At 69.2% G+C, this 25,013-nt stretch carries 19 protein-coding genes, 3 tRNA genes and 1 pseudogene; 13 read left to right on the top strand and 10 right to left on the bottom strand.

The annotated features are described in order from the left end of the window. Positions 1-2 precede the first annotated feature (2 nt). From HED23_RS27930 to HED23_RS27915, 4 genes are all read left to right on the top strand, one after another. A complete protein-coding gene (locus HED23_RS27930; protein WP_203186127.1) occupies positions 3-1,313 on the top strand; it encodes a deoxyguanosinetriphosphate triphosphohydrolase in 1,311 nt (436 codons plus the stop codon). Positions 1,314-1,431: 118 nt separating this feature from the next. Then, on the top strand, positions 1,432-2,691 hold the full coding sequence (locus HED23_RS27925; protein ID WP_203186126.1) for an NAD(P)/FAD-dependent oxidoreductase: 1,260 nt from the start codon (positions 1,432-1,434) through the stop codon (positions 2,689-2,691). Positions 2,692-2,786: 95 nt separating this feature from the next. Beyond that, positions 2,787-4,694, top strand: coding sequence for a DNA primase (gene dnaG / locus HED23_RS27920; protein WP_203186125.1), 1,908 nt, complete (start codon positions 2,787-2,789; stop codon positions 4,692-4,694). Positions 4,695-4,870: 176 nt separating this feature from the next. Then, positions 4,871-5,947 carry an RNA polymerase sigma factor gene (locus HED23_RS27915; RefSeq protein ID WP_203187663.1) on the top strand — a complete coding sequence of 359 codons (1,077 nt, stop codon included), beginning with the start codon at positions 4,871-4,873 and terminating at the stop codon, positions 5,945-5,947. 412 nt (positions 5,948-6,359) lie between these two features. On the opposite strand, the gene HED23_RS27910 is transcribed toward HED23_RS27915, so the two are convergent. The 5 genes from HED23_RS27910 to HED23_RS27890 all read right to left on the bottom strand — a co-directional run bounded on the left by HED23_RS27910 (position 6,360) and on the right by HED23_RS27890 (position 12,173). After that, the gene (locus tag HED23_RS27910; protein WP_203186124.1) at positions 6,360-6,545 is read right to left on the bottom strand and encodes a hypothetical protein; all 186 of its coding nucleotides are present in this window, start codon (positions 6,543-6,545) and stop codon (positions 6,360-6,362) included. 40 nt (positions 6,546-6,585) lie between these two features. Then, positions 6,586-8,511: an ABC transporter ATP-binding protein gene (locus HED23_RS27905; RefSeq protein ID WP_203186123.1), complete on the bottom strand. Its 1,926-nt coding sequence runs from the start codon at positions 8,509-8,511 to the stop codon at positions 6,586-6,588. Beyond that, positions 8,511-10,244, bottom strand: coding sequence for an ABC transporter ATP-binding protein (locus HED23_RS27900; protein WP_203186122.1), 1,734 nt, complete (start codon positions 10,242-10,244; stop codon positions 8,511-8,513). The genes HED23_RS27905 and HED23_RS27900 overlap by 1 nt, the downstream gene beginning before the upstream one ends. Positions 10,245-10,356: 112 nt before the next feature. Next, complete coding sequence (locus HED23_RS27895; RefSeq protein ID WP_203186121.1) at positions 10,357-11,802, bottom strand: FGGY family carbohydrate kinase; 1,446 nt, start codon at positions 11,800-11,802, stop codon at positions 10,357-10,359. A 68-nt stretch (positions 11,803-11,870) separates the two neighbouring features. Beyond that, positions 11,871-12,173 carry a YtxH domain-containing protein gene (locus tag HED23_RS27890; protein ID WP_203186120.1) on the bottom strand — a complete coding sequence of 101 codons (303 nt, stop codon included), beginning with the start codon at positions 12,171-12,173 and terminating at the stop codon, positions 11,871-11,873. 181 nt (positions 12,174-12,354) lie between these two features. Between HED23_RS27890 and HED23_RS27885 the strand changes: the two genes are divergently transcribed. The 4 genes from HED23_RS27885 to HED23_RS27870 all read left to right on the top strand — a co-directional run bounded on the left by HED23_RS27885 (position 12,355) and on the right by HED23_RS27870 (position 14,128). Next, a tRNA-Asn gene (locus tag HED23_RS27885) sits at positions 12,355-12,427 on the top strand. A 5-nt stretch (positions 12,428-12,432) separates the two neighbouring features. Then, a tRNA-Asn gene (locus tag HED23_RS27880) sits at positions 12,433-12,505 on the top strand. A 212-nt stretch (positions 12,506-12,717) separates the two neighbouring features. Further along, a tRNA-Ile gene (locus HED23_RS27875) sits at positions 12,718-12,794 on the top strand. Positions 12,795-12,895: 101 nt separating this feature from the next. Further along, positions 12,896-14,128 carry a tyrosine-type recombinase/integrase gene (locus tag HED23_RS27870; protein ID WP_203186119.1) on the top strand — a complete coding sequence of 411 codons (1,233 nt, stop codon included), beginning with the start codon at positions 12,896-12,898 and terminating at the stop codon, positions 14,126-14,128. A 92-nt stretch (positions 14,129-14,220) separates the two neighbouring features. On the opposite strand, the gene HED23_RS27865 is transcribed toward HED23_RS27870, so the two are convergent. From HED23_RS27865 to HED23_RS27845, 5 genes and pseudogenes are all read right to left on the bottom strand, one after another. After that, on the bottom strand, positions 14,221-16,086 hold the full coding sequence (locus HED23_RS27865) for a hypothetical protein (protein ID WP_203186118.1): 1,866 nt from the start codon (positions 16,084-16,086) through the stop codon (positions 14,221-14,223). Next, on the bottom strand, positions 16,079-16,507 hold the full coding sequence (locus HED23_RS27860; protein WP_238442140.1) for an ABC-three component system middle component 2: 429 nt from the start codon (positions 16,505-16,507) through the stop codon (positions 16,079-16,081). The genes HED23_RS27865 and HED23_RS27860 overlap by 8 nt, the downstream gene beginning before the upstream one ends. Positions 16,508-16,536: 29 nt before the next feature. Then, positions 16,537-17,553, bottom strand: coding sequence for an ABC-three component system protein (locus HED23_RS27855; RefSeq protein WP_238442318.1), 1,017 nt, complete (start codon positions 17,551-17,553; stop codon positions 16,537-16,539). Positions 17,554-17,712: 159 nt separating this feature from the next. Further along, positions 17,713-17,820, bottom strand: a pseudogene (locus HED23_RS27850) (IS5/IS1182 family transposase); the annotation flags it as partial. Positions 17,821-18,654: 834 nt separating this feature from the next. After that, a complete protein-coding gene (locus HED23_RS27845; protein WP_203186115.1) occupies positions 18,655-19,035 on the bottom strand; it encodes a hypothetical protein in 381 nt (126 codons plus the stop codon). A gap of 611 nt (positions 19,036-19,646) precedes the next feature. On the opposite strand from HED23_RS27845, the gene HED23_RS27840 reads away from it, so the two are divergent. The 5 genes from HED23_RS27840 (at position 19,647) to HED23_RS27820 (ending at position 24,631) form a co-directional block, all read left to right on the top strand. Continuing rightward, positions 19,647-20,387, top strand: a complete 741-nt coding sequence (locus HED23_RS27840; protein WP_203186114.1) for a DUF2786 domain-containing protein — start codon at positions 19,647-19,649, stop codon at positions 20,385-20,387. A 76-nt stretch (positions 20,388-20,463) separates the two neighbouring features. After that, positions 20,464-20,928, top strand: coding sequence for a DUF6197 family protein (locus tag HED23_RS27835; protein ID WP_203186113.1), 465 nt, complete (start codon positions 20,464-20,466; stop codon positions 20,926-20,928). A gap of 87 nt (positions 20,929-21,015) precedes the next feature. Next, complete coding sequence (locus tag HED23_RS27830; protein ID WP_203186112.1) at positions 21,016-22,791, top strand: ParB N-terminal domain-containing protein; 1,776 nt, start codon at positions 21,016-21,018, stop codon at positions 22,789-22,791. Positions 22,792-22,856: 65 nt separating this feature from the next. Continuing rightward, positions 22,857-23,279: a hypothetical protein gene (locus HED23_RS27825; RefSeq protein WP_203186111.1), complete on the top strand. Its 423-nt coding sequence runs from the start codon at positions 22,857-22,859 to the stop codon at positions 23,277-23,279. Positions 23,280-23,413: 134 nt separating this feature from the next. Further along, positions 23,414-24,631, top strand: a complete 1,218-nt coding sequence (locus HED23_RS27820; RefSeq protein ID WP_238442139.1) for a hypothetical protein — start codon at positions 23,414-23,416, stop codon at positions 24,629-24,631. Positions 24,632-25,013: the final 382 nt, after the last annotated feature.

The raw sequence follows: 25,013 nt of genomic DNA, 5'->3' as shown, positions 1-25,013 counted from the left end.
GCATGGACGGTACGCACGAACCCAGGGACACGCCGTACGGCGCCGCCGACACCGAGCGCTGGGACACCGAGCCCGACAAACAGCCCGGCCGCACCGCGTTCCAGCGTGACCGCGCGAGGGTGCTCCACTCCGCCGCCCTGCGCAGGCTCGCCGGCAAGACCCAGGTCGTCACGCCCGGCACCCGCAGCCGGGCCTGGGACGCCAGCCCCCGTACCCGTCTCACCCACTCCCTGGAATGCGCCCAGGTCGGCCGCGAACTCGGCGCCGCGCTCGGCTGCGACCCCGACCTCGTGGAAGCGGCCTGCCTCTCCCACGACATGGGCCACCCGCCCTTCGGCCACAACGGCGAACAGGCCCTCAACGACTTCGCGTCGGACTGCGGCGGATTCGAGGGGAACGCCCAGTCGCTGCGCCTGCTGACCCGCCTCGAACCCAAGCGCTTCGTCCGCGACCCCCGCAGCGGGGAACTCGTCAGCGTCGGGCTCAACCTGACCCGGGCCGCCCTCGACGCCGCCACCAAGTACCCCTGGCCCCGGGGCGGGCACCCCACCGACCCCGGCTCACCGAAATTCGGGGTGTACGAGGACGACCTGCCGGTCTTCGCCTGGGTCCGCGAGAACGCGCCGCAGGACCGCAAGTGCTTCGAGGCCCAGGTCATGGACTGGTCCGACGACGTCGCCTACTCCGTGCACGACTTCGAGGACGGACTGCACGCCGGACACATCGACCCCGGCTGCCTCTTCGCCGAGCCGGAGCGAGCGGAGATCTGGGACGTGGCCATCGGCCGGTACGTCCCCGCGGACACCGACCCCCAGGAGCTCGGCGACGCCCTGGACCGGCTCACCGCCCAGGAGTGGTGGCCGCACGGCTACGACGGCACGGCGGTCGCCCAGGCCCGGCTGAAGGACGCGACGAGCCAGCTGATCGGCAGGTTCTGCCTCGCAGCCGAGGCCGCGACCCACGCCGCGTACGGGCCCGGACGGCTCGGCAGGTACGGCGCGGAGCTCATCGTCCCGCGCGAGGTCCGCAACGAGTGCGCCGTACTCAAGGCCGTCGCGGACCGTTACGTCATGCAGCGCGCCGAGCAGGAGGTCATCCGCGCCGGTCAGCGGATCGTCATCGCCGAACTCGCCGCCGCCCTCACCGCCCGCGCCCCCGAAGGGCTCGAACCGCAGTTCCGTGCCCTGTTCACGGCGGCCCCCGACGACCGGGCCCGCAAGAGGGTCCTCGTCGACCAGATCGCCGCACTCACGGACGCCTCCGCGCGCTCCCTTCACGGAACACTCACGGGTGTTGGGCAGACTGGACCATGACCGGGCCACATGCCAGCGGCTGTGACCTGTTCGGGGAACACCCTCTTTCGCCATCACGCTGCGTGCGGGACGCTCGCAGGTGGAGGCGCCGCGCAGCCAAGTACCGAGGAGGCATCAAGTGGTCGACGCACATCGGACGTTCGTCATCATCGGCGGAGGACTCGCCGGAGCGAAGGCGGCCGAGACACTCCGGGCGGAGGGCTTCAGCGGCCGGGTGATCCTCATCGGCGACGAACGAGACCATCCGTACGAGCGGCCTCCGCTGTCCAAGGGCTATCTGCTGGGCAAGGACGAACGGGACTCCGTCTTCGTCCACGAGACCGCCTGGTACGCCGCGGCCGACATCGAGCTCCACCTCGGCCAGGTCGTCACCTCCGTCGACCGGGCCGGCCGGTCCGTGCAGCTCGGCGACAACACGGTCGTGCACTACGACAAGCTGCTGCTCGCCACCGGCGCCGAGCCCCGCCGCCTCGACGTCCCGGGCACCGACCTGGTCGGTGTCCACCACCTGCGCCGTCTCGCCCACTCCGAGAGGCTGCGCAACGTCCTCGCCGCCCTCGGCCGGGACAACGGCCACCTGGTGATCGCCGGAGCCGGCTGGATCGGCCTGGAGGTCGCCGCGGCGGCCCGCGGCTACGGCGCCGAGGTCACCGTCGTCGCGCCCTCCGCGACCCCGCTGCACCACGTCGTCGGCCCGGAGGTCGGCCAGATCTTCACCGATCTGCACGCCGAGCACGGCGTCCGCTTCCACTTCGGCGCCCGCCTCACCGAGATCACCGGACAGGACGGCCTGGTCCTCGCCGCCCGCACCGACGACGGCGAGGAGCACCCCGCCCACGACGTGCTCGCCGCGATCGGCGCGGCTCCGCGCACCTCGCTCGCCGAGGCCGCCGGGCTCGTCATGGCGGGCCGGTCCGAGGGCGGCGGTGTCGCCGTCGACGCCTCCCTGCGCACCTCCGACCCGGACATCTACGCCGCCGGGGACATCGCGTCGGTGGACCATCCGCTCTTCGGCGGCCGGCTGCGCGTGGAGCACTGGGCGAACGCCCTGAACAGCGGCCCCGCCGCCGCGAAGGCCATGCTCGGCCAGGACGTGTCGTACGACCGTGTGCCGTACTTCTTCTCCGACCAGTACGACGTGGGCCTGGAGTACTCCGGCTGGGCGCCGCCCGGTTCGTACGACCAGGTCGTCATCCGAGGCGATGCCGGCAAGCGCGAGTTCATCGCCTTCTGGCTGAAGGACCGCCGGGTCCTCGCCGGGATGAACGTCAATGTGTGGGACGTCACCGAGAGCATCCAGAAGCTGATCACGGCCGCCCGGCCGGTCGACCCGGACGCCCTGGGCGACCCGTCCGTGCCCCTGGATTCCCTGCTCTGACCGGCGGCCGGGACATCCGGGACGGACCGGCGCCCGGGGCGGGGCCCCGTTGCCGGCCGGTCCCGGATGTCCGGCCCCACCCGTAGACTTCACGCGTGGCAGGCAGGATCAATGACGACGACGTGAAGGCGGTCCGGGACGCGGTCCCGATCGACGCCGTCGTGTCCGAGTACCTTCAGCTGCGCAACGCGGGCGGCGGAAACCTCAAGGGTCTCTGCCCCTTCCACGACGAGAAGTCCCCCTCCTTCCAGGTGAGCCCGGGCAAGGGCCTCTTCCACTGCTTCGGCTGCCAGGAGGGCGGCGACACGATCGCCTTCGTGATGAAGATCGATCACCTCACCTTCTCCGAGACGGTCGAGCGCCTCGCCGCCAAGGCGGGCATCACCCTGCGCTACGAGGAGGGTGGCTACAACCCCTCCCACCAGCGCGGTGAGCGCATCCGGCTGGTCGAGGCACACAAGATCGCCGCCGACTTCTACCGCGAGCAGCTGAACGGCCCGGAAGCGGAGATCGGCCGGAAGTTCCTCGCCGAGCGCGGGTTCGACCAGGACGCGGCCGCCCATTTCGGCGTCGGCTACAGCCCCGCCGGCTGGGACCACCTCACCCGCTACCTGCGCGGCAAGGGCTTCAGCGACAAGGAACTGATCAGCTCCGGCATCTCCCAGGACGGCCGCCGCGGCCCCATCGACCGCTTCCGCGGCCGGCTGATGTGGCCGATCAGCGACACCTCGGGCGAGATCGTCGGCTTCGGCGCCCGCAAACTCCGCGACGACGACAACGGCCCGAAGTACCTCAACACCCCCGAGACGTCGATCTACAAGAAGTCCCAGGTGCTGTACGGCATCGACCTGGCCAAGAAGGACATCGCCAAGGCGAGCCGGGCCGTCGTCGTCGAGGGCTACACCGACGTCATGGCCTGTCACCTCGCGGGGGTCACCACGGCCATCGCCACCTGCGGCACGGCGTTCGGCAACGACCACATCAAGATCCTCCGACGGCTCCTGATGGACAACGGAAGCGCCCGGGTCATCTTCACCTTCGACGGTGACGCAGCAGGCCAGAAGGCCGCGCTGCGCGCCTTCGAGGACGACCAGAAGTTCGCCGCCGAGACCTACATCGCGATCGCCCCGGACAACATGGACCCGTGCGACCTGCGGCTCGCCAAGGGTGACGACGCCGTCCGTGACCTGGTCGAACCCCGCACCCCGCTCTTCGAATTCGCGCTCCGCCAGATCGTCGCCCGGTACGACCTGGAGACTCCCGCCGGCCGGGCCGCCGCCCTCGACGAGGCGGCCGCCGTCGTGGCGAAGATCAAGACGAGCAGTGTGCAGCGCGAGGTGGCCGTCCAGCTCGCCGGGTTCGTCGGCATCCTCGACCAGGAGTTCGTCGTCCACCGGGTCAACCAGCTCGCCCAGTGGGCCCGCGGCCGGGGTGAGCGCGGACCCGCGCCGGGCAAGTCCTCCCGGGGCGGAGCCCCGCAGCACCAGATCCAGGCGCCCACGGCACCCTCCGGCCCCGCGCTCAACCTCCGCAGCCCCGCCCACCGCACGGAGCGCGAGCTGCTGAAGCTCGCCCTGCAGAAGCCCGCACTGGTGTCGCCCGCATTCGACGCCTACGGCATCGACGAGTTCACCGCCCCGCCCTACGCGGCGGTGCGCCAGTGCATCGCGGAGGCGGGCGGCGCCGAGATGGGTGTCGCCGAGACCCGCGAGTACCTCGTCCAGGTGCTCGACGCGACCCCCGACGACACCGTGCGCAAGCTCGTCACCGAGCTCGCGGTCGAGGTCTTCCACGGCAAGTCCATCGACGAGACCTACGCGGGCGAGCACCTGGTCAAGGTCCGCCTGCGCGCCGTCGACCGCAGGATCGACGACGTCCAGGGCAGCCTCGCCCGCCTCGGCAGCAATGTCGCCCCGGACCATCTGGCCGCCGCCCAGAACGAGGTCTGGGTCCTCCAGCAGTACGCCCAGTCGCTGCGGAGCCACGGCGCCGCCGCCCTCTGAGCCGCATCAGCACCCCGTTACGCTCCGGACGCAAAAAGTCACCGCACGCCCCTCGTGGCGGCGATGTGTCGTACGCCACACTGGTGGCGGTGCCTGAGTCATCGGAGCGCGGCCGGTCCGCCCGGGGCGGACCTCCATCCCCGCGATCCGGCAGCGATCACCTGGAGGTCGCCCCCGTGCAGACCCGGACCGTGCCCACCACGACCGAGCATGTCCCGGCGATTCCCGCGCAGAACCGGGTCACACGTCACCCGGAGGCGGCTGAAACGCCCGAACCGGTGCTGGAGGAACCGGTGGAGCCGCCGGAGCTCCCGGAGCCGAGGACCCGTCCCGAAACGGGCGGCCCGACCTCCGACCTGTTCCGCCAGTACTTACGTGAGATCGGACGGATACCGCTGCTCAGCGCCGCCGAGGAGGTGGACCTCGCCCGCCGGGTCGAAGCGGGGCTCTTCGCCGAGGAACGGCTCGCCCGCACGCCCGACCCCGACTCACGGCTCGCCGTCGACCTGGACCGGCTCGTGGTCATGGGACGGATGGCGAAACGCCGGCTCATAGAGGCCAACCTCCGCCTCGTGGTCTCCGTGGCCAAGCGCTACGTGGGCCGGGGGCTGACCATGCTCGACCTGGTCCAGGAGGGAAACCTCGGACTGATCAGAGCGGTCGAGAAGTTCGACTACGCGCGGGGCTACAAGTTCTCCACGTACGCGACCTGGTGGATCCGCCAGGCGATGTCCCGCGCACTGGCCGACCAGGCCAGGACCATAAGGGTCCCCGTGCACGTCGTCGAGCTGATCAACCGCGTCGTACGCGTCCAGCGCCGCATGCTCCAGGAGCGCGGCTACGAGCCGACCCCCGAAGAGGTCGCCGCCCAGCTGGACCTGACGCCTGAACGCGTCGGCGAGGTCCTGCGCCTCGCCCAGGAGCCCGTGTCCCTGCACGCCCCGGTCGGCGAGGAGGACGACGTGGCGTTCGGCGACCTGATCGAGGACGGCGACGCCGCCTCACCCGTGGAGTCCGCCGCATTCCTCCTGCTCCGCGAACACCTGGAAGCGGTGCTCTCCACGCTGGGGGAGCGGGAGAGGAAGGTCGTCCAGCTGCGCTACGGGCTGGACGACGGGCGTCCCCGCACACTGGAGGAGATCGGCAGGATCTTCGGTGTGACACGCGAACGGATCCGCCAGATCGAGTCCAAGACCCTCGACAAACTGCGGGACCACGCCTTCGCCGACCAGCTCCGCGGCTATCTGGACTGAGCGGCCCGCGTGCGGCGGCCCTGCGGACGGGGCCCCGCATGGACGCCGCCCCGCATGGACGGGCCATTCATGGGCGCGCCCCGCATGGACGCCGCCTCGCATGGACGGGCCATTCATGGGCGCGCCCCGCATGGACGCCGCCTCGCATGGACGGGCCATTCATGGGCGCGCCCCGCATGGACGCCGCCTCGCATGGACGGGCCTTTCAGGGACGCGCCCTGCACCGACGCCACCCCGCATGGACGGGCCCTGCATCGACGGGCCCCGCATGGACGGGTCCCGTGGGGCCTTTCCGTAGTGACGTCCCTGTGGGCGTGCCCTTGCGGGCCGTCCCTGCGGAAACGTCCCTGCGGAAACGTCCCTGCGGACGCCCCGCAGGGACGTGACTGCGCGTCGTCCCCGCCCCGCCGCTTCACTGACACAGACCTGTCAGGGCGCCTAGCGACACGCCCGGGGCCGTCCCGACGCCGAAACCCAGCGCCAGGTCACGGCTCAGCGCACCGTACGCGGACCCGAGGCCCGCATCCACGCCGATGCCCGGCGCCCCGCCCGTTCCGGTCCTGCCGCCGTCCTCCTGTTCCGCGCGACTCCCTGCCAACGCGTACCCCGCTCCTTCGCGCCACCGCCGGACGAGGCCGTCAGTCGACCTCGGCCGGCGCCTGTGCGAACTGCGCCGCGTACAGCCGGGCGTAGGCTCCCTCGGCCGCCAGAAGGCCTTCGTGGGTGCCCTGTTCGACGATCGAGCCGTTCTCCATCACCAGGATCACATCCGCGTCCCGGATCGTGGAGAGCCTGTGCGCGATCACGAAACTCGTACGGCCGTGGGCCAGCCGCGCCATCGCCTTCTGGATCAGCACCTCGGTACGGGTGTCCACGGAGCTGGTCGCCTCGTCCAGCACCAGGATCACCGGGTCGGACAGGAACGCCCGAGCGATGGTGATCAGCTGCTTCTCGCCCGCGCTGACCCCGGACCCCTCGTCGTCGATCACCGTGTCGTACCCGTCGGGCAGCGTACGGACGAAGCGGTCCGCGTGGGCCGCCCGCGCCGCTTCCTCGATCTCCTCCCGGGTGACCTCGCGTGAGGCTCCGTAGGCGATGTTCTCCGCGATCGTGCCGCCGAACAGCCAGGTCTCCTGGAGCACCATGCCTATGCCCGAACGGAGTTCGTCACGCGACATCCTCGCCGCGTCCACCCCGTCGAGGGTGATCCTGCCGCCGGTCACCTCGTAGAACCGCATCAGCAAGTTGACCAGCGTCGTCTTGCCGGCACCGGTCGGCCCGACGATCGCGACGGTGTGGCCGGGCTCCACGCTCAGCGAGAGGTCCTCGATGAGCGGCTTCTCCGGGTCGTACCGGAAGGACACGTTCTCCAGCGAGACGCTGCCGCGCAGCTCCTCCGGCCGCTCGGCGGGTTCGGGGTCGGGTGCCTGCTCCTCGGCGTCCAGCAGGCCGAAGACCCGCTCGGCGGACGCGATGCCCGACTGCACCAGGTTCGCCATCGAGGCGACCTGCGTCAGCGGCATCGAGAACTGCCGCGAGTACTGGATGAAGGCCTGCACATCGCCGATAGACAGCGCGCCGGACGCCACGCGCAGCCCGCCGACGACCGCGACCAGCACGTAGTTCAGATTCGACACGAACATCATCAGCGGCTGCATGACCCCGCTGTTGAACTGGGCCTTGAAGCCGGCCTCGTACAGTGCGTCGTTCTGCTCGGCGAAGTCCCTCGCGGACTCGTCCTGCCGCCCGAAGACCTTCACCAGCGCGTGGCCGGTGTACATCTCCTCGATGTGGGCGTTGAGCCTGCCCGTCACCTTCCACTGCGCCACGAAGTGCGGCTGGGACCGCTTGCCGACCCTCGTCGCGACGAACACCGACAGCGGGATCGTCACCAGTGCGACCAGAGCGAGCAGTGGCGAGATCCAGAACATCATGACCAGCACGCCGACGATGGTCAGAGCTGAGTTGATGAGCTGGCCCATCGTCTGCTGCAACGTCTGCGAGATGTTGTCGATGTCGTTCGTCGCCCGGCTCAGCACCTCGCCGCGCTGCTGCCGGTCGAAATAGGACAGCGGGAGCCGTGCCAGCTTGGTCTGCAGGTCCTCACGCAGCTGGAAGACGACCCGGTTGATCACCCGGATCGACAGCCGGGTCGACACCAGCATGAGCAGCCCGGCGCCGACGTAGACCACCAGCGCCGCCAGCAGGACCTGGCCCACCGCACCGAAGTCGATGCCCTCGCCGGGGACGAAGTCCACCCCGGTCAGCATGTCGGCGAGCCCGCCGTCGCCCTGCTCGCGCAGGCCGTCGACGGCCTGCTCCTTCGTCGTGCCGTCCGGCATCTGCCGTCCGACGACACCGGCGAAGATCAGGTCCGTCGCAGCGCCGAGGATCTTGGGCCCCGCAACGGAGAGCGCCACGCTCAGCGTTCCCGCGCCCAGCATCAGGGACAGCGTGGACTTCTCCTCGCTGAACCTCCTCAGCAGCCGCTTCCCCGACCCCTTGAAGTCCATGGACCGCTCGACAGGCCCCGTGGCCATCATCCGTCCGCCCGGTCCTGCCATCAGGCGGCCTCCGCTTCCGTCAGCTGGGAGAGCACGATCTCCCGATAGGTTTCGTTGCCTTCCATCAGCTCGTGATGGCTGCCAGTCCCGACGACCCGGCCCTCGTCCAGCACCAGGATCCGGTCGGCGTCACGGATCGTGGACACCCGCTGGGCCACGATCACCACGGTCGCCCCCGCCGTCTCGCGGGACAGCGCGCCGCGCAGCGCGGCGTCCGTCGCGTAGTCCAGGGCCGAGAACGAGTCGTCGAAGAGGTAGATCTCCGGCTGCTGCACCAGCGTCCGCGCGATCGCGAGCCGCTGCCGCTGACCGCCGGAGACGTTCGTGCCGCCCTGCGAGATCGGCGCGTCGAGGCCGTGCTCCAGCCGTTCCACGAAGTCCTTCGCCTGCGCCACCTCCAGCGCGTGCCACAGCTCCTCGTCCGTCGCGTCCGGATTCCCGTAGCGCAGATTCGTCGCGACCGTCCCGGAGAACAGGTACGGCTTCTGCGGCACCAGGCTCACGGTCTTCGCCAGCAGGACCGGATCCAGCGTCCGCACGTCGGTACCGTCCACGAGCACATCGCCGTCCGTCGCGTCGAACAGCCGCGGTACGAGCCCGAGCAGCGTCGACTTCCCGCTGCCCGTCGACCCGATGATCGCGGTCGTCTCACCGGGCCGTGCCACGAGGTCGACCGAGCGCAGCACCGGCTCCTCGGCGCCCGGGAACCGGAACTCCGCACCCCGTATCTCCAGATGACCGTGCTTGAGCAGCTTCGTGACCGGAGCGGTCGGCGGCACCACGCTGGATTCGGTCTCCAGGACCTCCTGGATACGCTCCGCGCAGACCTCGGCGCGCGGCACCATGATGAACATGAAGGTGGCCATCATCACCGACATGACGATCTGCATCAGATACGCGAGGAACGCGGTCAGCGCCCCGATCTGCATCCCGCCGCTGTCGATGCGGTGCGCCCCGAACCAGACCACGGCGACGGACGACACGTTCACCACCGTCATCACCGTCGGGAACATCAGGGCCATCAGCCGCCCCGTCGACACCGCGACGTCCGTCAGCTCCTTGTTGGACCCACGGAAGCGTTCCTCCTCGTAGCCGTCACGGATGAAGGCGCGGATGACGCGGTTTCCGGTGATCTGCTCGCGCAGCACGCGGTTCACCGTGTCCAGCCGCACCTGCATGGTCCGGAACAGCGGCCGCATCCTCCGCACGATGAGGCTCACCGAGATTCCGAGGACGGGCAGCACGGCCAGCAGCACGGCGGACAGCGGGACATCCTGGCCGAGTGCCATGACGACGCCGCCGACGCACATGATGGGCGCCGAGACCATGAGGGTGAACGCCATCAGGACGAGCATCTGGATCTGCTGCACGTCGTTGGTCGTACGGGTGATCAGCGACGGTGCCCCGAACTTTCCCACCTCGCGAGCGGAGAACGACTGCACCCGGCCGAAGACCGAGGCCCGCACGTCGCGCCCGAGCGCCGAGGCCGTCCGGGCGCCGTAGTAGACCGCCCCGATGTTGCAGACGACCTGGACGGCACTGACGGCGATCATCACCGCGCCGAACTCCAGGATGTGCCCCGTGTCACCCTGCACGACACCGTTGTCGATGATGTCCGCGTTGAGGCTGGGGAGATACAGGCTTGCGCACGTCTGCAGGAGCTGGAGGAATACCAGCAGCACGATGGGACGTCTGTACGGATCCAGATGGGTCCGCAGGAGTTTTATGAGCACACGAGTCTCTCGGGGTCGGCGAAGGGCAGAGGCCGGTCCATACTCCGGCACTCCGGACCCCGACTGCCATCGCCTTTTCCCAAACCCCGGTCAAATTCGGGGATCGAGTCCCTCAGACGGTTCCGCCGAACGCCCCGGGGTGGATCTGATCCCGGGTCGCCCCGTACTGCTGGCGCACCGCCCGGCCCACCGGAAGCTCCTCACCCGGCTCCAGCACCTGCGCCGCCGCACCCTGCCAGGCCGGGGGAGTACGCGGATCGAGGGTCCCCTGCGACACCCCGAGCGCCCACGCCGCCTGGCGGGCCGCACCCAGCGCCGCGTACTCGGCTGGCTCCGGCACGACGACCTGGGTACCGAACACCGACGGGGCCAGTGCCTGCACTGCGGGCAGCTCGGCGGCCGCGCCCAGCAGGAACACCCGCCGCACCTCCACGCCCCGGCCCCGCAGCACGTCCAGGGCGTCGGCCAGGGAGCACAGCATCCCCTCGAAGGCGGCCCGGGCCAGATGCTCGGGCTTCATCGACTCACGCCGCAGCCCGCTGAGGGTTCCCGCGGTGTGCGGCAGACGCGGGGTGCGCTCACCCTCCAGGTACGGCAGGAGCACCAGCCCTGATGCGCCCGGCGTCGACTTCAGCGCCAGCGCGGACAGTTCGTCCAGTCCCTCCACCCCCAGCATCTCGGCCGTGCCACGCAGCGCGCGAACGGCGTTCGACGTGTGGACCACCGGCAGGTGCATCCCGGTCGCGTCGGCGAAGGAGGTGATCATCCCCGTCGGATCGGCCAGCGCCTCGTGGTGCACGGCCATGACCGAGCCCGAGGCACCCAGCGACACGACGGCGTCCCCGACGGCTACGCCCAGCCCGAAGGCCGCGGCCATGGTCTCGCCTGTGCCGGCCGAGATCAGCAGCCCTTCCGGAGTCGTCCCCGCCGCCTCGGCCGGGCCGAGGACCTCGGGCAGCGCGGCCTGGTGGCCTAGCGCCAGTTCCACGAGGTCCGGCCGGTACGCCCCGGAGCCCGCCGACCAGTAACCGGTGCCGGACGCGGCACCACGGTCCGTCGTCCTGCGGGCGGGCCGGCCGAGGAGCTGCCACACCAGCCAGTCGTGGGGCTGCAGGACCGAGGCGACCCGCTGCGCGTTGTCCGGCTCGCTCCGCACCAGCCACCGCAGCTTCGCCACGGGCTGTGCGGCCTGCGGTACGGCCCCAACGGCCTCGGCCCAGGACTGCCGCCCTCCGAGCCCGTCGATCAGGTCCACCGCGGCGGCCTGCGCCCGGCGGTCGTTGCCGAGCAGCGCCGGCCGTACGAGATTGCCCTGGTGGTCCAGCGGCACCAGACCGTGCTGCTGCGCGGACACACCGATCGCCTGCACGCCTTCGAGCAGCCCTCCGGAGGCCGCCTCACCGAGTGAGAGCAGCCACGCCTGCGGATCCACCTCGGAGGCCTTGGCCTCGATGGGATGCGCGGCGTACCCCTGCCGCAACACCTCACCGGTGTCCGTGTCGCAGACGACGATGTGCGTGAAGGCGGATGAACTGTCCAAGCCGGCCACTATGCCCATGGACAAGATTCTGCCGCACCCGCGGACCGTTCCCGTACCGGACGGTGTGCCCGGCACGGGAACGGGCCTCAGGTGTTCGTCGTACCCCAGTCGTCACTGCCGTTGTGGCCGCTGCGCTCCCGCAGTGAGCGCACCCGGTCCGAGACGGACACGGGAACCCTGTCCCCGACCTTCTCGCTCACCGAGTGGTACGCCTTGCCGGCGAAGTCCCGGCTGCCGTGCGCGGCGGACTCCGCCGCGTTCCGTACGGCGGGATTCTCGGCCAGCGTCTGCGCGGCCTTCTTCAGCTGCTCGTAACGCTCGCGCCCGGCTCGCGTGCCGAGCACGTAACCGAGCGCCACTCCGGCGATGAACGTGAGCCGGTACCGCATGACTGCCACCCTTCCTTCGCTCCGTGCGACGTGTGCTGCCCGCCTACCCGCGGACACCCGAGATCACCCCGGGGGATACCGATTGGCGGAGCACCCCCCTGCTTGCGCTAATGTATGTGTCGCAGCGAACGCGCGCCGCTCGGCAGCAGCCAGGTAGGTACGATTCGAGGCACCGCAGCAATCCCCTGTAGCTCAATTGGCAGAGCAGCCGGCTGTTAACCGGCAGGTTACTGGTTCGAGTCCAGTCGGGGGAGCGCGATCCCCTGTAGCTCAATTGGCAGAGCATTCGGCTGTTAACCGGAGGGTTACTGGTTCGAGTCCAGTCGGGGGAGCGATGCGGAAGAGGACCCTTCGGGGTCCTTTTTCGTGTGCCCGCGACGGGGCGCTCCGTGACTCTTTCGGGGTGATTCCGCACCGCCTGGAACCGGGCAGCACGCAGCGCTGTCTTCATGGTCACGCGAAGCCGACCATCCGCAGCAGGAGATCGTATGACCGGCTATGCTGCGGCAGACGGCGCGCACACTTGTACGCGCCACGCCGAGACGGGGCGGTAGCTCAGCCGGTTAGAGCAGCGGACTCATAATCCGTCGGCCGTGGGTTCGAGTCCCACCCGCCCCACCACAGCAGAAACGTCGTGACCTGCGAAAACGTAGGTTTCACGCTAGCGCAGGCAAGGCGTTCGCCGCACGAACGCCGCACCGAAGCCTCGTACGCTTACTCCCATGGCTTACATCAAGACCAATTCCCGGCTGTCCGGAGACCCCTCGTACACCGTCATGTGGCGGGCCGGCGGCTCCCGGACGGGGGCTTGGTGTCGCGAGACCTTCGACGATGACGACCAGGCGAAGCGGTTCCGCGACCTGGTCAACGGTCACGGACAGCAATGGCCGCCGGGGTGGGTCAAGGGGGAGGGATTCGTTGAGGCTGACGAGCCCCCGTTGCCGGACTCGGAGAAGTTCGCGGTCTACGCGCACGCCTACGTAGGACTATTGACGGACATATCCGACCACACCAGAACTAACTACACCAGGTTCATTGATAACCACATGATCCCGTGGTTCGGCGAGCTATCGGTCTCCGACCGAGGAAGCAGGCTCACCCGAGATCACATCAGCAGGTGGATTCTGGACCTTCAGAACGGGAGGCCCGGCCCCCTGCACCCAGTGGGTACGAAGCGCCGGGCGTACGCCCCGAAGACGATCGCCAACCTTCACGGGCTGCTGTACAGCATCTTCCAGTCCGCTGTTAGCGCCGATCCCGCCCTACGCGACTCGAACCCGTGCGCGCACACCCGCCTGCCAAAGGGAAACGACACTGAGGATGACGAGGTCTTTCTTGAGCCCGAGGAGTATGCCCTCCTCAAGACGCATGTACGTGCCGACGCTGTCGACATCGTCGATGCCTTGGTGAGCACTGGCCTCCGGTGGGGCGAGATGACGGCACTACAGCCCCGGGACTTCACCTTCGCGTCGAAGCGACCGACGCTCCGAGTGCAGCGCGCCTGGAAGCGGCGAGGTGAAGGGGGGACTTTCCTCGGTGCTCCTAAGACGAAGAAGTCACGCCGCACCCTCGTGCTCACCCCGGAGCAGGTGCAGCTGTTCCAGCGGCGCTGCTTGGGGAAGAAGCCGACCGACCTGATCTTCACCGCGCCAGAGGGCGGGGCCTGGCACTCCGGAGTCTTCTACGCACACCGCTGGAAGCCCGCCATCGACGCGGCCAACGCAGCCGGCCTCACCAAGCGCCCGCGCGTCCATGACCTCCGCCACACGCACGCCTCCTGGCTCATCGCCGGCAGGGTGCCGCTGCCCGTGATACAGGCCCGCCTCGGCCACGAGTCGATCACTACGACCGTCGACCGGTATGGACACCTGCTGGAGGCTTCGGATGATGAAGTCGTGGCCGCCGTCGAGTGGGCGATGGGTTCCGCCGTTTCGCATGTCTCCAAAGCGGCGTGATGTGTGCCAGAAGGCGAGGTCGTGCACTCCCGTTGGGATTTACTGGACGGTGGTCGCCGTTCCTACGGCTCGTCGCTCGTGACCTCAGCCGTTCACGGACCTGGCCGCCTCTCCCGGATTGAAGGGAAGAAACCGGCACGGTCGCCTTCATGCAGGCCGAACCGGTGGGTGCGAGCCTGGGCGATGACGTCGCGGGGCGGGTCAGGATTCTCGAAGATGATCACCTGTCCTGGGAAGGTGAGCATGTTCCGGTAGAAGTGATCGACGACGGTCGATGTCATCGGTACGTCGTCACCTGGGGCGTCCCCCTGAGGGTCGCTTTCATGGGGGGCCCGGTAGGTGACGACGGGCGAGTCGAGGACGACGAGCCCGGGGTGGGGCCGGTCGTGTTCACGGCAGTAGTGGGCCAGGGCCGTAGTGAAAGCGGAGTGCAGTACGGAACGGACGCCTTTGCCCCGAGAGGCCCGCAGTCGGTTACCTGCCCTGATCTCCATCTGGTACTGGTCGTACTCCGCGTACTCGACGGAGGGCACCTTCCACGCTTCCAGCGTGTGCCGGAGAACTTGGTCAAAAGCGGAGAGTGCCCGGTTCGGAATGTAGTCGGTGGGCCGGTGGGCGGGCGTTGCGGCTTCACCGTCCAGGTGCGACCTGCGTTCTTCCAGTTCCTCGATGCGCTGGTGAAGATCCAGGTCCCGTTCGATTGCCGAGCGGGCCTCCAGATGCTGGTCCATGTCCTCGCGCAGGGGGGCGAGCCGGCCTCGGGTGACGGTTATGTCCGCGTCGAGTCGAGCAGCGGATGCCCTCAGTTCCTCCCTGCGGCTGCTGAGCTCTTCGAGCTGACTGCGCAGGTCGCGCATGGTCGGGAGAAGGTCATCGAGGAGGGAGGTGGTCTTGGCCATCTCAGTCTCCACCGCGAGATGCAGCTGGGTCGTCTCGCGTTCGCCGTGGTCGGGGTGCTGGTGTTCGGGTTCGGCGCCGCAGAAGACGCAGGTGCCGACCTCGAAGAACCCTAGGAGGTTGCCGGCCTCGGTGACCATGACGAGCCGGTCGATGTCGGAGCGGTACTGCTTTTCCAGCAGGGTGAACCGGGACATGAGATCGCCGACCTCGGCCAGGCGTGCTTCGATCCCCGCCAACTCCTCTGTGACCGACATACGTTGAGCCACGGAGTGCAGGTGCTGTTGGGTGATGGTCTCGACTGCGCGGGAGTAGCCGTCGATGGTTGTCTGCAGGCGCCGGTGCCGGTCGCGGAGTTCCTGGACGTTCTCGGAGGTCCTGAGCTTGGTCTGCAGGTCGACGATGATCCGATCGAGGAGGCTGACCTGGCCCTTGTTGACGCGGCGCTGGCCGGCATTCATGCCGGTGGTGGCCTCGGCGTCGCTTTCTCCTGTCAGCAGCAGCCGCATGACTGAGGTTGCCGCGGTTTTCCCGTTGGCCGAGGAGGAGTGCAGGACTGGGGAGCGTTTGTCGACCATGCGGTTCTCGGGGACGACCGAGAGGTGTACCAGGTCGCTCAGGCGCAGCTCGCGGGTGCCGCCTGCATCGTTTGTGCGGATGCGCAGGGCGTCCCATCCGAGGTTGCCGAGGAGGAACTGAGAGAGGCTGTTCTTGCTGCGCGCGGTGTGCTTGGCCGTGACGTCGAAATCGGAGGGGCGGGTGACCAGTTCCCGCAGGTCGGCCCAGTGCACGTGGATGGTGTTGCTGTCTGGGGCGCGCAGCAGGGTGAGGGGCGTACCGTCGTCGAGTTCGAGGCCGAGGAGGATTTGGCTGTATCCCTCGGCTTCGGAGACGAGGTCGAGTTTGCTGCCTCCGAGCATGTATTCGATGGACTCTGCGACGAACGATTTGCCTGTGTCCGACGCGCCGTAGACGACAGTGAGGGAAGGATCGAAGTCCACTGTGGCGAGCGGCTTGGTCGCGGAGGCGTAGGTGAGATGTGTCAGACGCAGGTCAGCCATGGCCAGCCCCTTCGGATGCGGAGCCTGTTGCGGCACGGTTGATGATCTGGTGGGTCACGCTGCGGGCCTGCGCTGGGGAGGCGTAGTGGTGGAGGGCCCACTTGGCGCGCTTGCGCAGAGATGCAACGTAAGGGGCTTCTAGTACTTCGATGAAGGTGGGGCCGGTTTCGGTGGCCGAGTACATGAGGCCGCCCTCGCTGCTGACGATGTCGGCCAGCCCGGCCCGGATCAGCACGAGAAGCCCCTGTTCGAGAAGTTCTCGCTTCCTGCCGAGCTCGCCCTCCCGGGCTGGAAGGTCGGGGTGGAGGCTGCGTGGGCCGTCGAACTCGCCGCTGTGGAGTACGAGGTAGTCCAGCGCGACGAGCTGGGCGAGGTCCAAGGGTCGGGGGCGGCTTTCGGCCAGAAGGACAAGGGCGCGCACGCCAACCTCAACTGGGCTGTTGAGTGGGGTCACTGTTCTCCCTCCCGGCACCAGATAAGGCGGTTGTCGTTCGCGAGGTGGTGACATACCCCCTTGCGGACCTCCGGCCCCACGTAGGGCTTGAGGATCGTCTCGGTCACTTCCACGGTTCCCGCGCAGATCGCGACGGCTGCGTGGCGTTCCCAGCCGTTCGGGTGAGACCGCTCCGACTCCTCCACAACAATTGTGTAGATATCTTCTTTGACCTGGTCGAAGTATTCAGGCGTAGTCGAGTCTCGCGCGAACACGCGCACGGACTCGGCGGCGAAAAAGGCCACCCGCTGCCGCAGGAGGTGCCCCTTGGCCTCGGCCACGTCCTCGACCTGCTCCAGAGTGTTGATCTTGTCGGGAAACCGCTCCCGGTAGACATCGACGAGGCGCTGCACATACCGCGCCTCGTCGTGGCGGGGCCGCTCGGGAGGAGTCAGCTTGCTCGGCCCGTTCGCCGGAGGAACGTGCGGAAAACGCGCGAGCCAGTGCGGCGTCGTCATGTGCTCTGTGAGTACCTGATCGAGATCGATGCACGAGAACATGCCGAAGTCGGTGCCTTCCGCCAGCTCCTTGACCTTGCGGCGCTCGTCATCATCCAGCTTGGCCACGAGCTTGTCTCTGGTCGTAGACAGCTCCTCCAAGAACTTTGCCCGGCACTCGGACGGCTTCGAGAGGATGCGCTTCAGGCTGGCAGCGAAGGTGAGAGCAACGAAGACGTAGCGCCTGGGGACGGTGAAGTGACCGGCCGCGGCGGCCACGAACATCTTCCGCATCTCCTGGGCCGCAGTGGTCCAGGACAGATCTCGCTTGTACTGCTTGCACTGGTAGTTGTGCCATTCCCCCTCCAGCTTCGCCTGTGTCAGGAAGCCCGCCACGTCGATTCCATGGTCCCCCGCGCCCCCCTGCCGTTCAACGAGGTCGTACTTCGCCCCCTGCGTCGGCACCCATTCCTTCACGAACTCCTCGAATTCGTCGGGGCCCATCAGGAAAGTGACCGTCTGCTTCGGCGTCGCCATCCTTGGCATGCTGAGCCTAGGCGGCAGCACTGTCAGTGCCCGCTGCTCTTCGCCCCCCGGCTGACCGTCGTGCTGGCTCGTCACGCCATTCCCCCTGCTGCGCTTGGCGATCTCTACAGATATCACCGGGACGCAGCCACAACCAGACCCCAACGGCAGCGCGAGCTGCCGCATGGTCAGGTTCGTTTGCCAGCACGCCGAGACCAGCAGTGCCTGGTCCTCCAGTGGAAGCCTCCAGGGCAGGCCGCTGCGGACCGCGTCCGCACCTCAGCCCGGCGTACACATCAGCCTCCTGACGGCACGCGTGCTCAGCCCGTAGAGCGGGGCTGTCGACCTGTAGTAGGTACCGCCAGACGAAGTCGTCCTCCCGCACGATGCTCTCCTGCAGCCAAGGCAGCGGCGGAACACCACCTTGTGGGTAAAGCCGGAGGGGCGATTGCGCCCCATATTGCCCAGAGTGCGAGCGAGTGCCTACATCACCAAAGGCTAAGAGGTCGCCCTTCTGTAACCGCTGTGTGAACCCGCACGGTGATCTCCGCCGCGGACTCCCCGCCCCTTTGGCCGGCGCGGATGGCGGCACCGACGGCCCGGGAGCGCCCGGCCGGGCCACGGACATCAGCGAGGGGGCTGCTGGGGTCTCTGCGGCGGGCCAGCCATTCGGCTCGGTTCTCCGCCGCAGTCCCCAGGCGCAGGTGCGTCGGCTGCTGGCAGGAGTGGTTGTCGCAGGTGTGGCAGACGGTCGGGCTGTCGGTGCCCCAACCGAGCCGAGGGATGACACCGTGCGCGAGCTGGTACCCGTAGAGGTGGCCCGGCACCGTGCCGCGTCGCGTCCTGCCCGGCCGCGACGCTGCCCTGAAGCTGGCGTGGCCGGTGCTGGAGATCCCGCCGAAGAAGAACCAGCAGTCCTCGGTTGACGAGGTTCGGTAGACCTTCGCCCAGTACCGGGCCCGAACGGACTCGTTGGCCAGCCAGGACATCCACTCAATGGCCGATATACGGACGGGTGTTGGCTCACCGATGAGAGAAAGTTGCTCGTCAACGCGAACGGGCCCGGACCCGTTCACCGCCGCGAGCGGGAAGAGTCCGGGCCCGATGTCGTTCTCAGGCGGCATCAGCCCGACCGCCGTCCGCCGTGACGACCGAGGCAGGAGCACCCGAAGTCGAGGAAACCGCGCCTGCCGCATCCGCCCGAGGCTTACGGGCCCGGGTGTTGCGGGGCCGCTCGGCGCGGGCTCGCAGCGATTCGATGATCTCCTTCGCCCGAGCGGCGGTAACAGGCTTCGCCTCGCGTTCCAGCTCCTCCGCCGGGACGCCCAGCAGTTCCGAGACCAACTCGGCGTCGTTGTCGAACAGCCGCAGGACTACAGCAGCAGCCTCCCGGGCCGTGACGTCGGCCTCCTCCTTCGCCTTGGCTGCCTTCACCGCAGCCTCACGTGCAGTCAGCGCGTGCTCGGCGGCCATCTCCCGCGTCTTCGCCTTCACCGCTTCAGCGGCGCGAACTCGCCGCCGCAGCTCCGACGCGCTCACCGGTCCTGCCGAATTCGTGCTCACCCGTGCCCCCAGTTCTGTTCGAAATCAGTGCTCGTCGTGCGCACCGTAGGCACAGGTCCGCGGACATCTCGAACCACACCTTCGTTGGGTGCCGGCGGGGGTGAAAGGCTGCCTCCGGCGGGTCCTCCTCGGAGGGCGTGGGGGCTGGTTGGTCGGGTGCGGGAGCGTTGTGGTGCAGGTGGTGAAGGCGGGGTTCCCTCCTCGGCCGGACACCCCAAGGGGCGTACCAGGAACCCGGACACGGTGTCCAGGCCGAGCCGCTACGCGGTCGCTACGCGAGCCAGGACGCCGCGCCCGGAACCCTGGTACGGCGGAGCTGTCCGACCGAGGAGGGAACCCCGCCCGGGCCCGTTGTGGCCAGGCCCGGCCGGGCGGGTGCGGGCCGTGGGGTATAGGAAAAGGCCAGGTCAGGGCCCTTATCTGGGTTGACCCGACTCCTGGAACGTGGTTTAATTAGTGATGTCGGAAGGGGAGGGCAACCCCCGGCCGGCACACGGCAGGCCGACCGGCCGCCGACAACCTCTCTCACCAGGAGAACGAACGTGAGCACCACGAAGGCATCCGCGAAGCTCGAAACCATCCGCGCCCTTCTCGCTAAGGCGGAGGACCCCCGTACTCCGGAGGCGGAGGCGGAGTTGGCCCGGAAGCGGGCGTTCGAGATGATGGCGAAGTACGGCGTCGAACAGGCGATGCTCAGCGACGCCAACCCGGCCAGCGGCGGCCCCACGGACCGCAAGATCGTTCTGGATAACCCGTGGGCGATGGAGCGGGTCCGCCTCATCAACCGCATTGCGCTCGCTCTCGGCTGCGAGCTGATCCACCTTGGGCGGGACGGCAGCCTCCCGGCACGCCGGGTACACATCTTCGGGTACGCGAGCGATCTTCAGCGTGTCGAACTGCTCTACACCTCCCTTCTCCTCCAGATGGACAGCGGACTGGCCGCTCAGTCGGTCCCGCCGGGCCAGGGTGCGCGTGCCTGGCGTCGGTCCTGGCTTCTCGGCTTCATCAACCGGGTGGGCGACCGCATCGAGGAGGCCGAGCGCGGCGCACGCGACGAGGCCAGGGGTGAGACCACCGCCACCGGCCGCAGCGCGGCCCTCGTGCTCGCGGACCGCAAGGTCGTCGTCTCGCGCAGCTATCAGCAGGCGTACCCCCGTGCACGGAAGGGTGGCACCACCACCATGACCGGCAACGGGTACGGAGCCGGATGGGCGGCGGGAAGCCGCGCCGACATCGGCGGTAAGCGGATCGGCCGCACTACGGCCGGGTCCATAGCCGCGTAACCCCGTCAAGGCCGGGGGGTGGTCATCCGCCGCCCCCCGGCCGCCGAGCCCGCGACCTACCCCAGGAGGCATGACCGTGCCCGCTCGAAAGCCACTGGCCACCCCTGCCCGCATCCTCACCGCCGCCGCCGACCACATCGAACGCGTCGGCCTCTACCAGGGTGACCACCTCTGGCAGCCCGGCCGGATGGGCGACACCGCCCCGTGCACCGTGCTGCACGCGTGGGAACGCGGCGTGCGCTCCGTCCGGCCCCGCTGGTCCGTGCGCGGTGAACCGTGGGACATCTTCCAACGCGCCCTGTTCGACTCCCTTGTGGTGCTCAGCAACCACATCAACGGCCGCCCCGTGTCCGGCGTCCGGTGGCGAAAGCTGAAGCTCTCCGAGGACGCCTACCGGCGCACCCTCCTGTGGTGCTGGGGGGACAAGCCCGAGCGGACCACCGCCGAGGCCGCCGCGATGATCCGCGCCACCGCCGCCCTGCACTCGAGTGGCGGCGATCACAGCATCCCCGGTTGCCCTACCCTTAAGAACATGGTTTAATTAATGGCGTTGGAAGGGGGAGGGCAACCCCCCGACCGGCACCGGGCCGAACCGTCCGACGAACTCTCACCAGAAAGAGAAGGAACGATGACGAACACCAAGACCCAGGCCGGCGTCCAGGCTGCCCCCGCCCCGTGGCCGACCCTCGCGGTCGCCGAACTCGCCGCGCACCCCGGCAACGTCCGAGACATCGAGGCACCGGCCGATCTGCTGGCCGACGTGAAGGACAACGGCGTCGTCGAGCCGCTGTATGTCGTCCGCACCCACGGCGACGTGCCGCAGGTCATCGACGGGTTCCAGCGGCTGGCCGCAGCCGTCGCCGCAGGGCTGGAGACCGTGCCGGTCACGCCCCGCCCCGTCATCCGGATCGACGCGCTCAACCCGCACCCGAAGAACGCCCGTGAAGATCTCGACCTCACCGCGCCGTTCGTGGACTCACTCCGCACCGAGGGGTGCCGCATCCCCGTCAAGATCCAGCGGCTCGACGGCGGAGTCCTCCAGGTCAACGACGGAAACCGTCGCTATCACGCAGCGACGGACGCGGGTCTTACCCACCTGCCGTACGAGTGGGAGGACGACGACCGCGACGCAGCCGGGCAGTTCCTCGACATGATCACGACCGCTCAGCACCGTAAGAGCCTCACCACGTCCGAGATGAACCAGGCCATGTTCAGCGCCGCCGAGGCGGGCGCGCAGGTCGGGCGAATCGCCAAGGCCGCAGGCGTGCGGCAGAAGGACGTCAAGACGCTGGTCAAAGTGAGGTCTGACGAGAAGCTGAGCGCCGCCGTCAGCGGCGCAGGCAGTTACGAGTGGACCTTCGAGCACCTGGCCGCGCTCTCGGAGTTTGCCGACGATGCCGAAGCACTCGCCGCGATCACCGAGGCCGCCGCCGAGGACGACGCCGACGAGGGAGACGTTGACTGGGTCATCGCCATCGAGCGGACCAAGCGCGACAAGCGGAACAAGGCGGAGGCACACCGCGCGGAGCTGGAGACGGCCGGGCAGAAAATCAGGGACGCCGAGGAACTGTCCGAGCGCGCCATGCCCGTGTGGCGACTGCGCGGCATCAGCACCGAGGAGCACGCCGAGTGCAAGGGTCTTGTCTGGGTGTTCGATGAGCGGCGGGGGGACCGGTACGAGCCCTACTGCTCCGCACCCGGCCTGTACGGGCACACGGTGCCCGAGGGCGCCAGCGCCAGCGGCGGCACGATGACCGCCGCCGACAAGGAGGCCGAGCGCGCCGCCCGCGCCGCCGTCAAGAAGGGGAACATCGACTGGGACGCGGCCGAGGCCCTGCGCCGGAAGTGGATCACGGACCTGATCAAGCGGCGCAACCTCCCGAAGAACACCACCAACACTCTGATTGGGCACGTCAATAACGCTCTGCTGAACGCCAGTTGGGGTATCTCCGACGACCTGAACAAGGAGGGCGCCACGGAGATTCTGGCCGGATTCCTGGGGCTGAACGCCGAGCAGGCGAAGGACCGGAGCAGCTTTGCCGGGCGCGTTGCCAAGGACCCGCGCCGGGCCCCGCAGCTCCAGTTCGCTGCCATCGCGGCCGTCCGGGAGAAGTGCGCGAACCGGTCTGCATGGCGCACGGACAGCCAGCACGCCCCGTGGACGCGGAAGCCCACCGGCCGGTGGTTCCAGGTGCTCGCATCCCTCGGGTACCCGCTCACGCCCATTGAGCAGTCGGTCGTGGACGAGGAGCCCTACGACCCGTCGAAGAAGAAGCCCCGGGCCGCGAACACGTCCGGCAGTGAGCCGGAGACCGAGCAGGGGCCCGGCACCGACGAGGAGGCGGGTGAGCTGGAGGCCGAGGAAGCCGACGACCCGGTCAGCGACGACGAAGCCGCCGCCTAACCACCTCAGCCGCCCGACGCCGGGGGCGGGAACCGCCCGCCCCCGGCACCCCCAGGAGCCCCACAGTGACCCGTACAGCTCTGTTCGAGACCCACGCCGACGACCACGGTTGTGGATGCGTCCCCGCCCCCGCCGAGCCCGACCCCGGCACCACCGCTGACATCATGCAGGCCCGCGCCGTCGCGGGCGGACTCGCGGAGTTCGGCATCGGCCCCGCCCGCTGGTCTGCCGCCTACGACCACGAGGCCGCCGCCGTCGTCCTGCGCGTGGACACCCCGCGCGGACTGTACGCGCTCGCCATCCCGGCCCCCGGCCGGCCGTTCCCCGTCCGCCACCGGGGCGAACGCATCGGCGCGCTGGACTGCCGCCGCACGTACGGCACCGCCGACAGCTACACCGCCGCCCTGTTCGCCGCGTTCCTGCGCGATCGCGCCGCACTCGACATCCCCGGTCGGGATGCTTGCCCGACACCCGCAAACATGGTTTAATTAATGGTGTCGGAGGAGGAGGGCAACCCCCTCCGGTCCCACGGGCCGCCAGCCGGCCCGACCCCGGCCGTACGTGGAGGGCAACCCGCCCGGCCGGGCGCTCGATTCCTCTCTCACCAGCAGGAGCACTCACGATGACCAGCGCAGCCATGCGGTTTTCCATCCCCGCCACGGCCCAGTCCCGCGTCCGTCAGCTTGTCGAGGCCACCAACGCCCGCGCCGCCGTCCACCACCTCACCGCGTACACGCTCGACATCTCCGCGCCGTTCCTGGCCGACTACCACGACATCGACGGCCGCCTGATCGGCAAGCGCCCCACCGTCACCGTGACGATCTCCGGTGACATCCCCCGTCACCACGGCTGGACCGTCATCGCCCGCCTGGACCACGACGAGGAGGGCGAGACGATCACCAGCCTGTTCCCCGGTCTGCCCGAGCAGGACGCCGAAGCCGCGCGCCAATACCGCGCCATTGAGAACTTCTGCCACGGGTGCGCCGTCGCCCGCCACCGCACCGCCACCTACCTTGCCCGCAACGAGAACGGCGAGATGAGGCAGTTGGGCACCACGTGCGTCGAGCCGTACACCGGTCTGCCGATCAAGGGTCTTGAGGCCCTGTGGCGGTTCGGCACGCTGAAGGACTCCGATTGGGACGGCGAACAGGGTGGTATCCCGGCCGATCTCCGCGTCCCAGTGATCGAGGTCCTGCGGGTGACCGCCGCCATCGTCAAGACGGAGGGCCGGTTCTACAGCCGGTCCGAGCAGTGGAAGAACACCATGCCGACCGCCGACGGCGTCGAAGCGTACTTCTTCGACCGCAAGGCCCCGATGGGGTGGCGGGCCGCCATCGACGCCGACCCCGACGCGCCGACTACCGCCGCCGCCGTCCGGGCGTGGGCCGTCCAGGGATACGGCAGCCTCTCCGACTACCGACACAAGGTGGGCCAGCTGGCGAAGGGCGAGACCGTTGACCCGCGCCACCTGCCGACGCTCGTGTCCGCCATCGCGGGGTGGTACCGCGACCAGGAGAAGGAGGCCACCGAGCGGGCCGCCCAGAAAAGCAAGCCGCAGGGCACCGTGGGCGAGCGCATCACCACCCCCGCCAACGTCACCACCGTGATCGAGCTGGAGGGCCGGACGTACGGCTACCACACCCAGCGCCGCCGACTGGTGAAGTTCCAGGACCCGCAGGGCAACGTGTTCGTCTGGTTCAGCAGCGCCGCCGACGTCCCCGACCAGGGCGACGAGGTCGAGCTGACCGGCACGGTCAAGGACCACAGCATCTACGGTGAGACCGCACAGACGATTCTCACCCGGTGCCGCGTCGCCGCACGCGAACCGGTCGCCGCGTAGCAGGCCCGGCCGGGCGGGAAGCACCGCCCGGCCGGACCCCGGCCGCCGGGCCGTGGGGTGGGCGGCGTCGAGCCGCCCACCCCACGCTCCGCCGACCGCCGTCCGGGCCCGACCACGTCGGCGGCCCGCCCTGCTCACCGGCCCCGTACGAAGGGCGTCCCTCCGGGACGGCTCAGCCTGGCCCGGCTCGCAGCCGGCCGAAGCGTCCGGGCCGCGGGCGGCCCTCCCGCCCTGTCCGGACGCCGGGCCGAAGGGCGTGCCCACGGGCACGACGGCACTGTCCGTCACGGGCGGCACCTCCCCGACATAGGCACCGTCCGCCGCCGACTGCACCGCCGAGACCCCGAGGAACACCCCATGCCCGAGACTGCGTGCGCCATCC

Origin of the sequence: Streptomyces pratensis (genome assembly GCF_016804005.1) — a bacterium.
Lineage (GTDB): Bacteria > Actinomycetota > Actinomycetes > Streptomycetales > Streptomycetaceae > Streptomyces > Streptomyces pratensis_A.
This window is presented reverse-complemented; position numbering and strand designations above follow the sequence as displayed.

What these genes read in the sequence shown, in the direction of transcription:
- HED23_RS27820 (WP_238442139.1), top strand. Translation starts at nt 23,414, where the DNA reads ATGACCAGCGCAGCCATGCGGTTTTCCATCCCCGCCACGGCCCAGTCC.
- HED23_RS27905 (WP_203186123.1), bottom strand. Translation starts at nt 8,511, where the DNA reads ATGGCAGGACCGGGCGGACGGATGATGGCCACGGGGCCTGTCGAGCGG.
- HED23_RS27895 (WP_203186121.1), bottom strand. Translation starts at nt 11,802, where the DNA reads ATGGGCATAGTGGCCGGCTTGGACAGTTCATCCGCCTTCACGCACATC.
- HED23_RS27830 (WP_203186112.1), top strand. Translation starts at nt 21,016, where the DNA reads ATGACGAACACCAAGACCCAGGCCGGCGTCCAGGCTGCCCCCGCCCCG.
- HED23_RS27930 (WP_203186127.1), top strand. Translation starts at nt 3, where the DNA reads ATGGACGGTACGCACGAACCCAGGGACACGCCGTACGGCGCCGCCGAC.
- HED23_RS27855 (WP_238442318.1), bottom strand. Translation starts at nt 17,553, where the DNA reads ATGGCGACGCCGAAGCAGACGGTCACTTTCCTGATGGGCCCCGACGAA.
- HED23_RS27890 (WP_203186120.1), bottom strand. Translation starts at nt 12,173, where the DNA reads ATGCGGTACCGGCTCACGTTCATCGCCGGAGTGGCGCTCGGTTACGTG.
- HED23_RS27870 (WP_203186119.1), top strand. Translation starts at nt 12,896, where the DNA reads ATGGCTTACATCAAGACCAATTCCCGGCTGTCCGGAGACCCCTCGTAC.
- HED23_RS27865 (WP_203186118.1), bottom strand. Translation starts at nt 16,086, where the DNA reads ATGGCTGACCTGCGTCTGACACATCTCACCTACGCCTCCGCGACCAAG.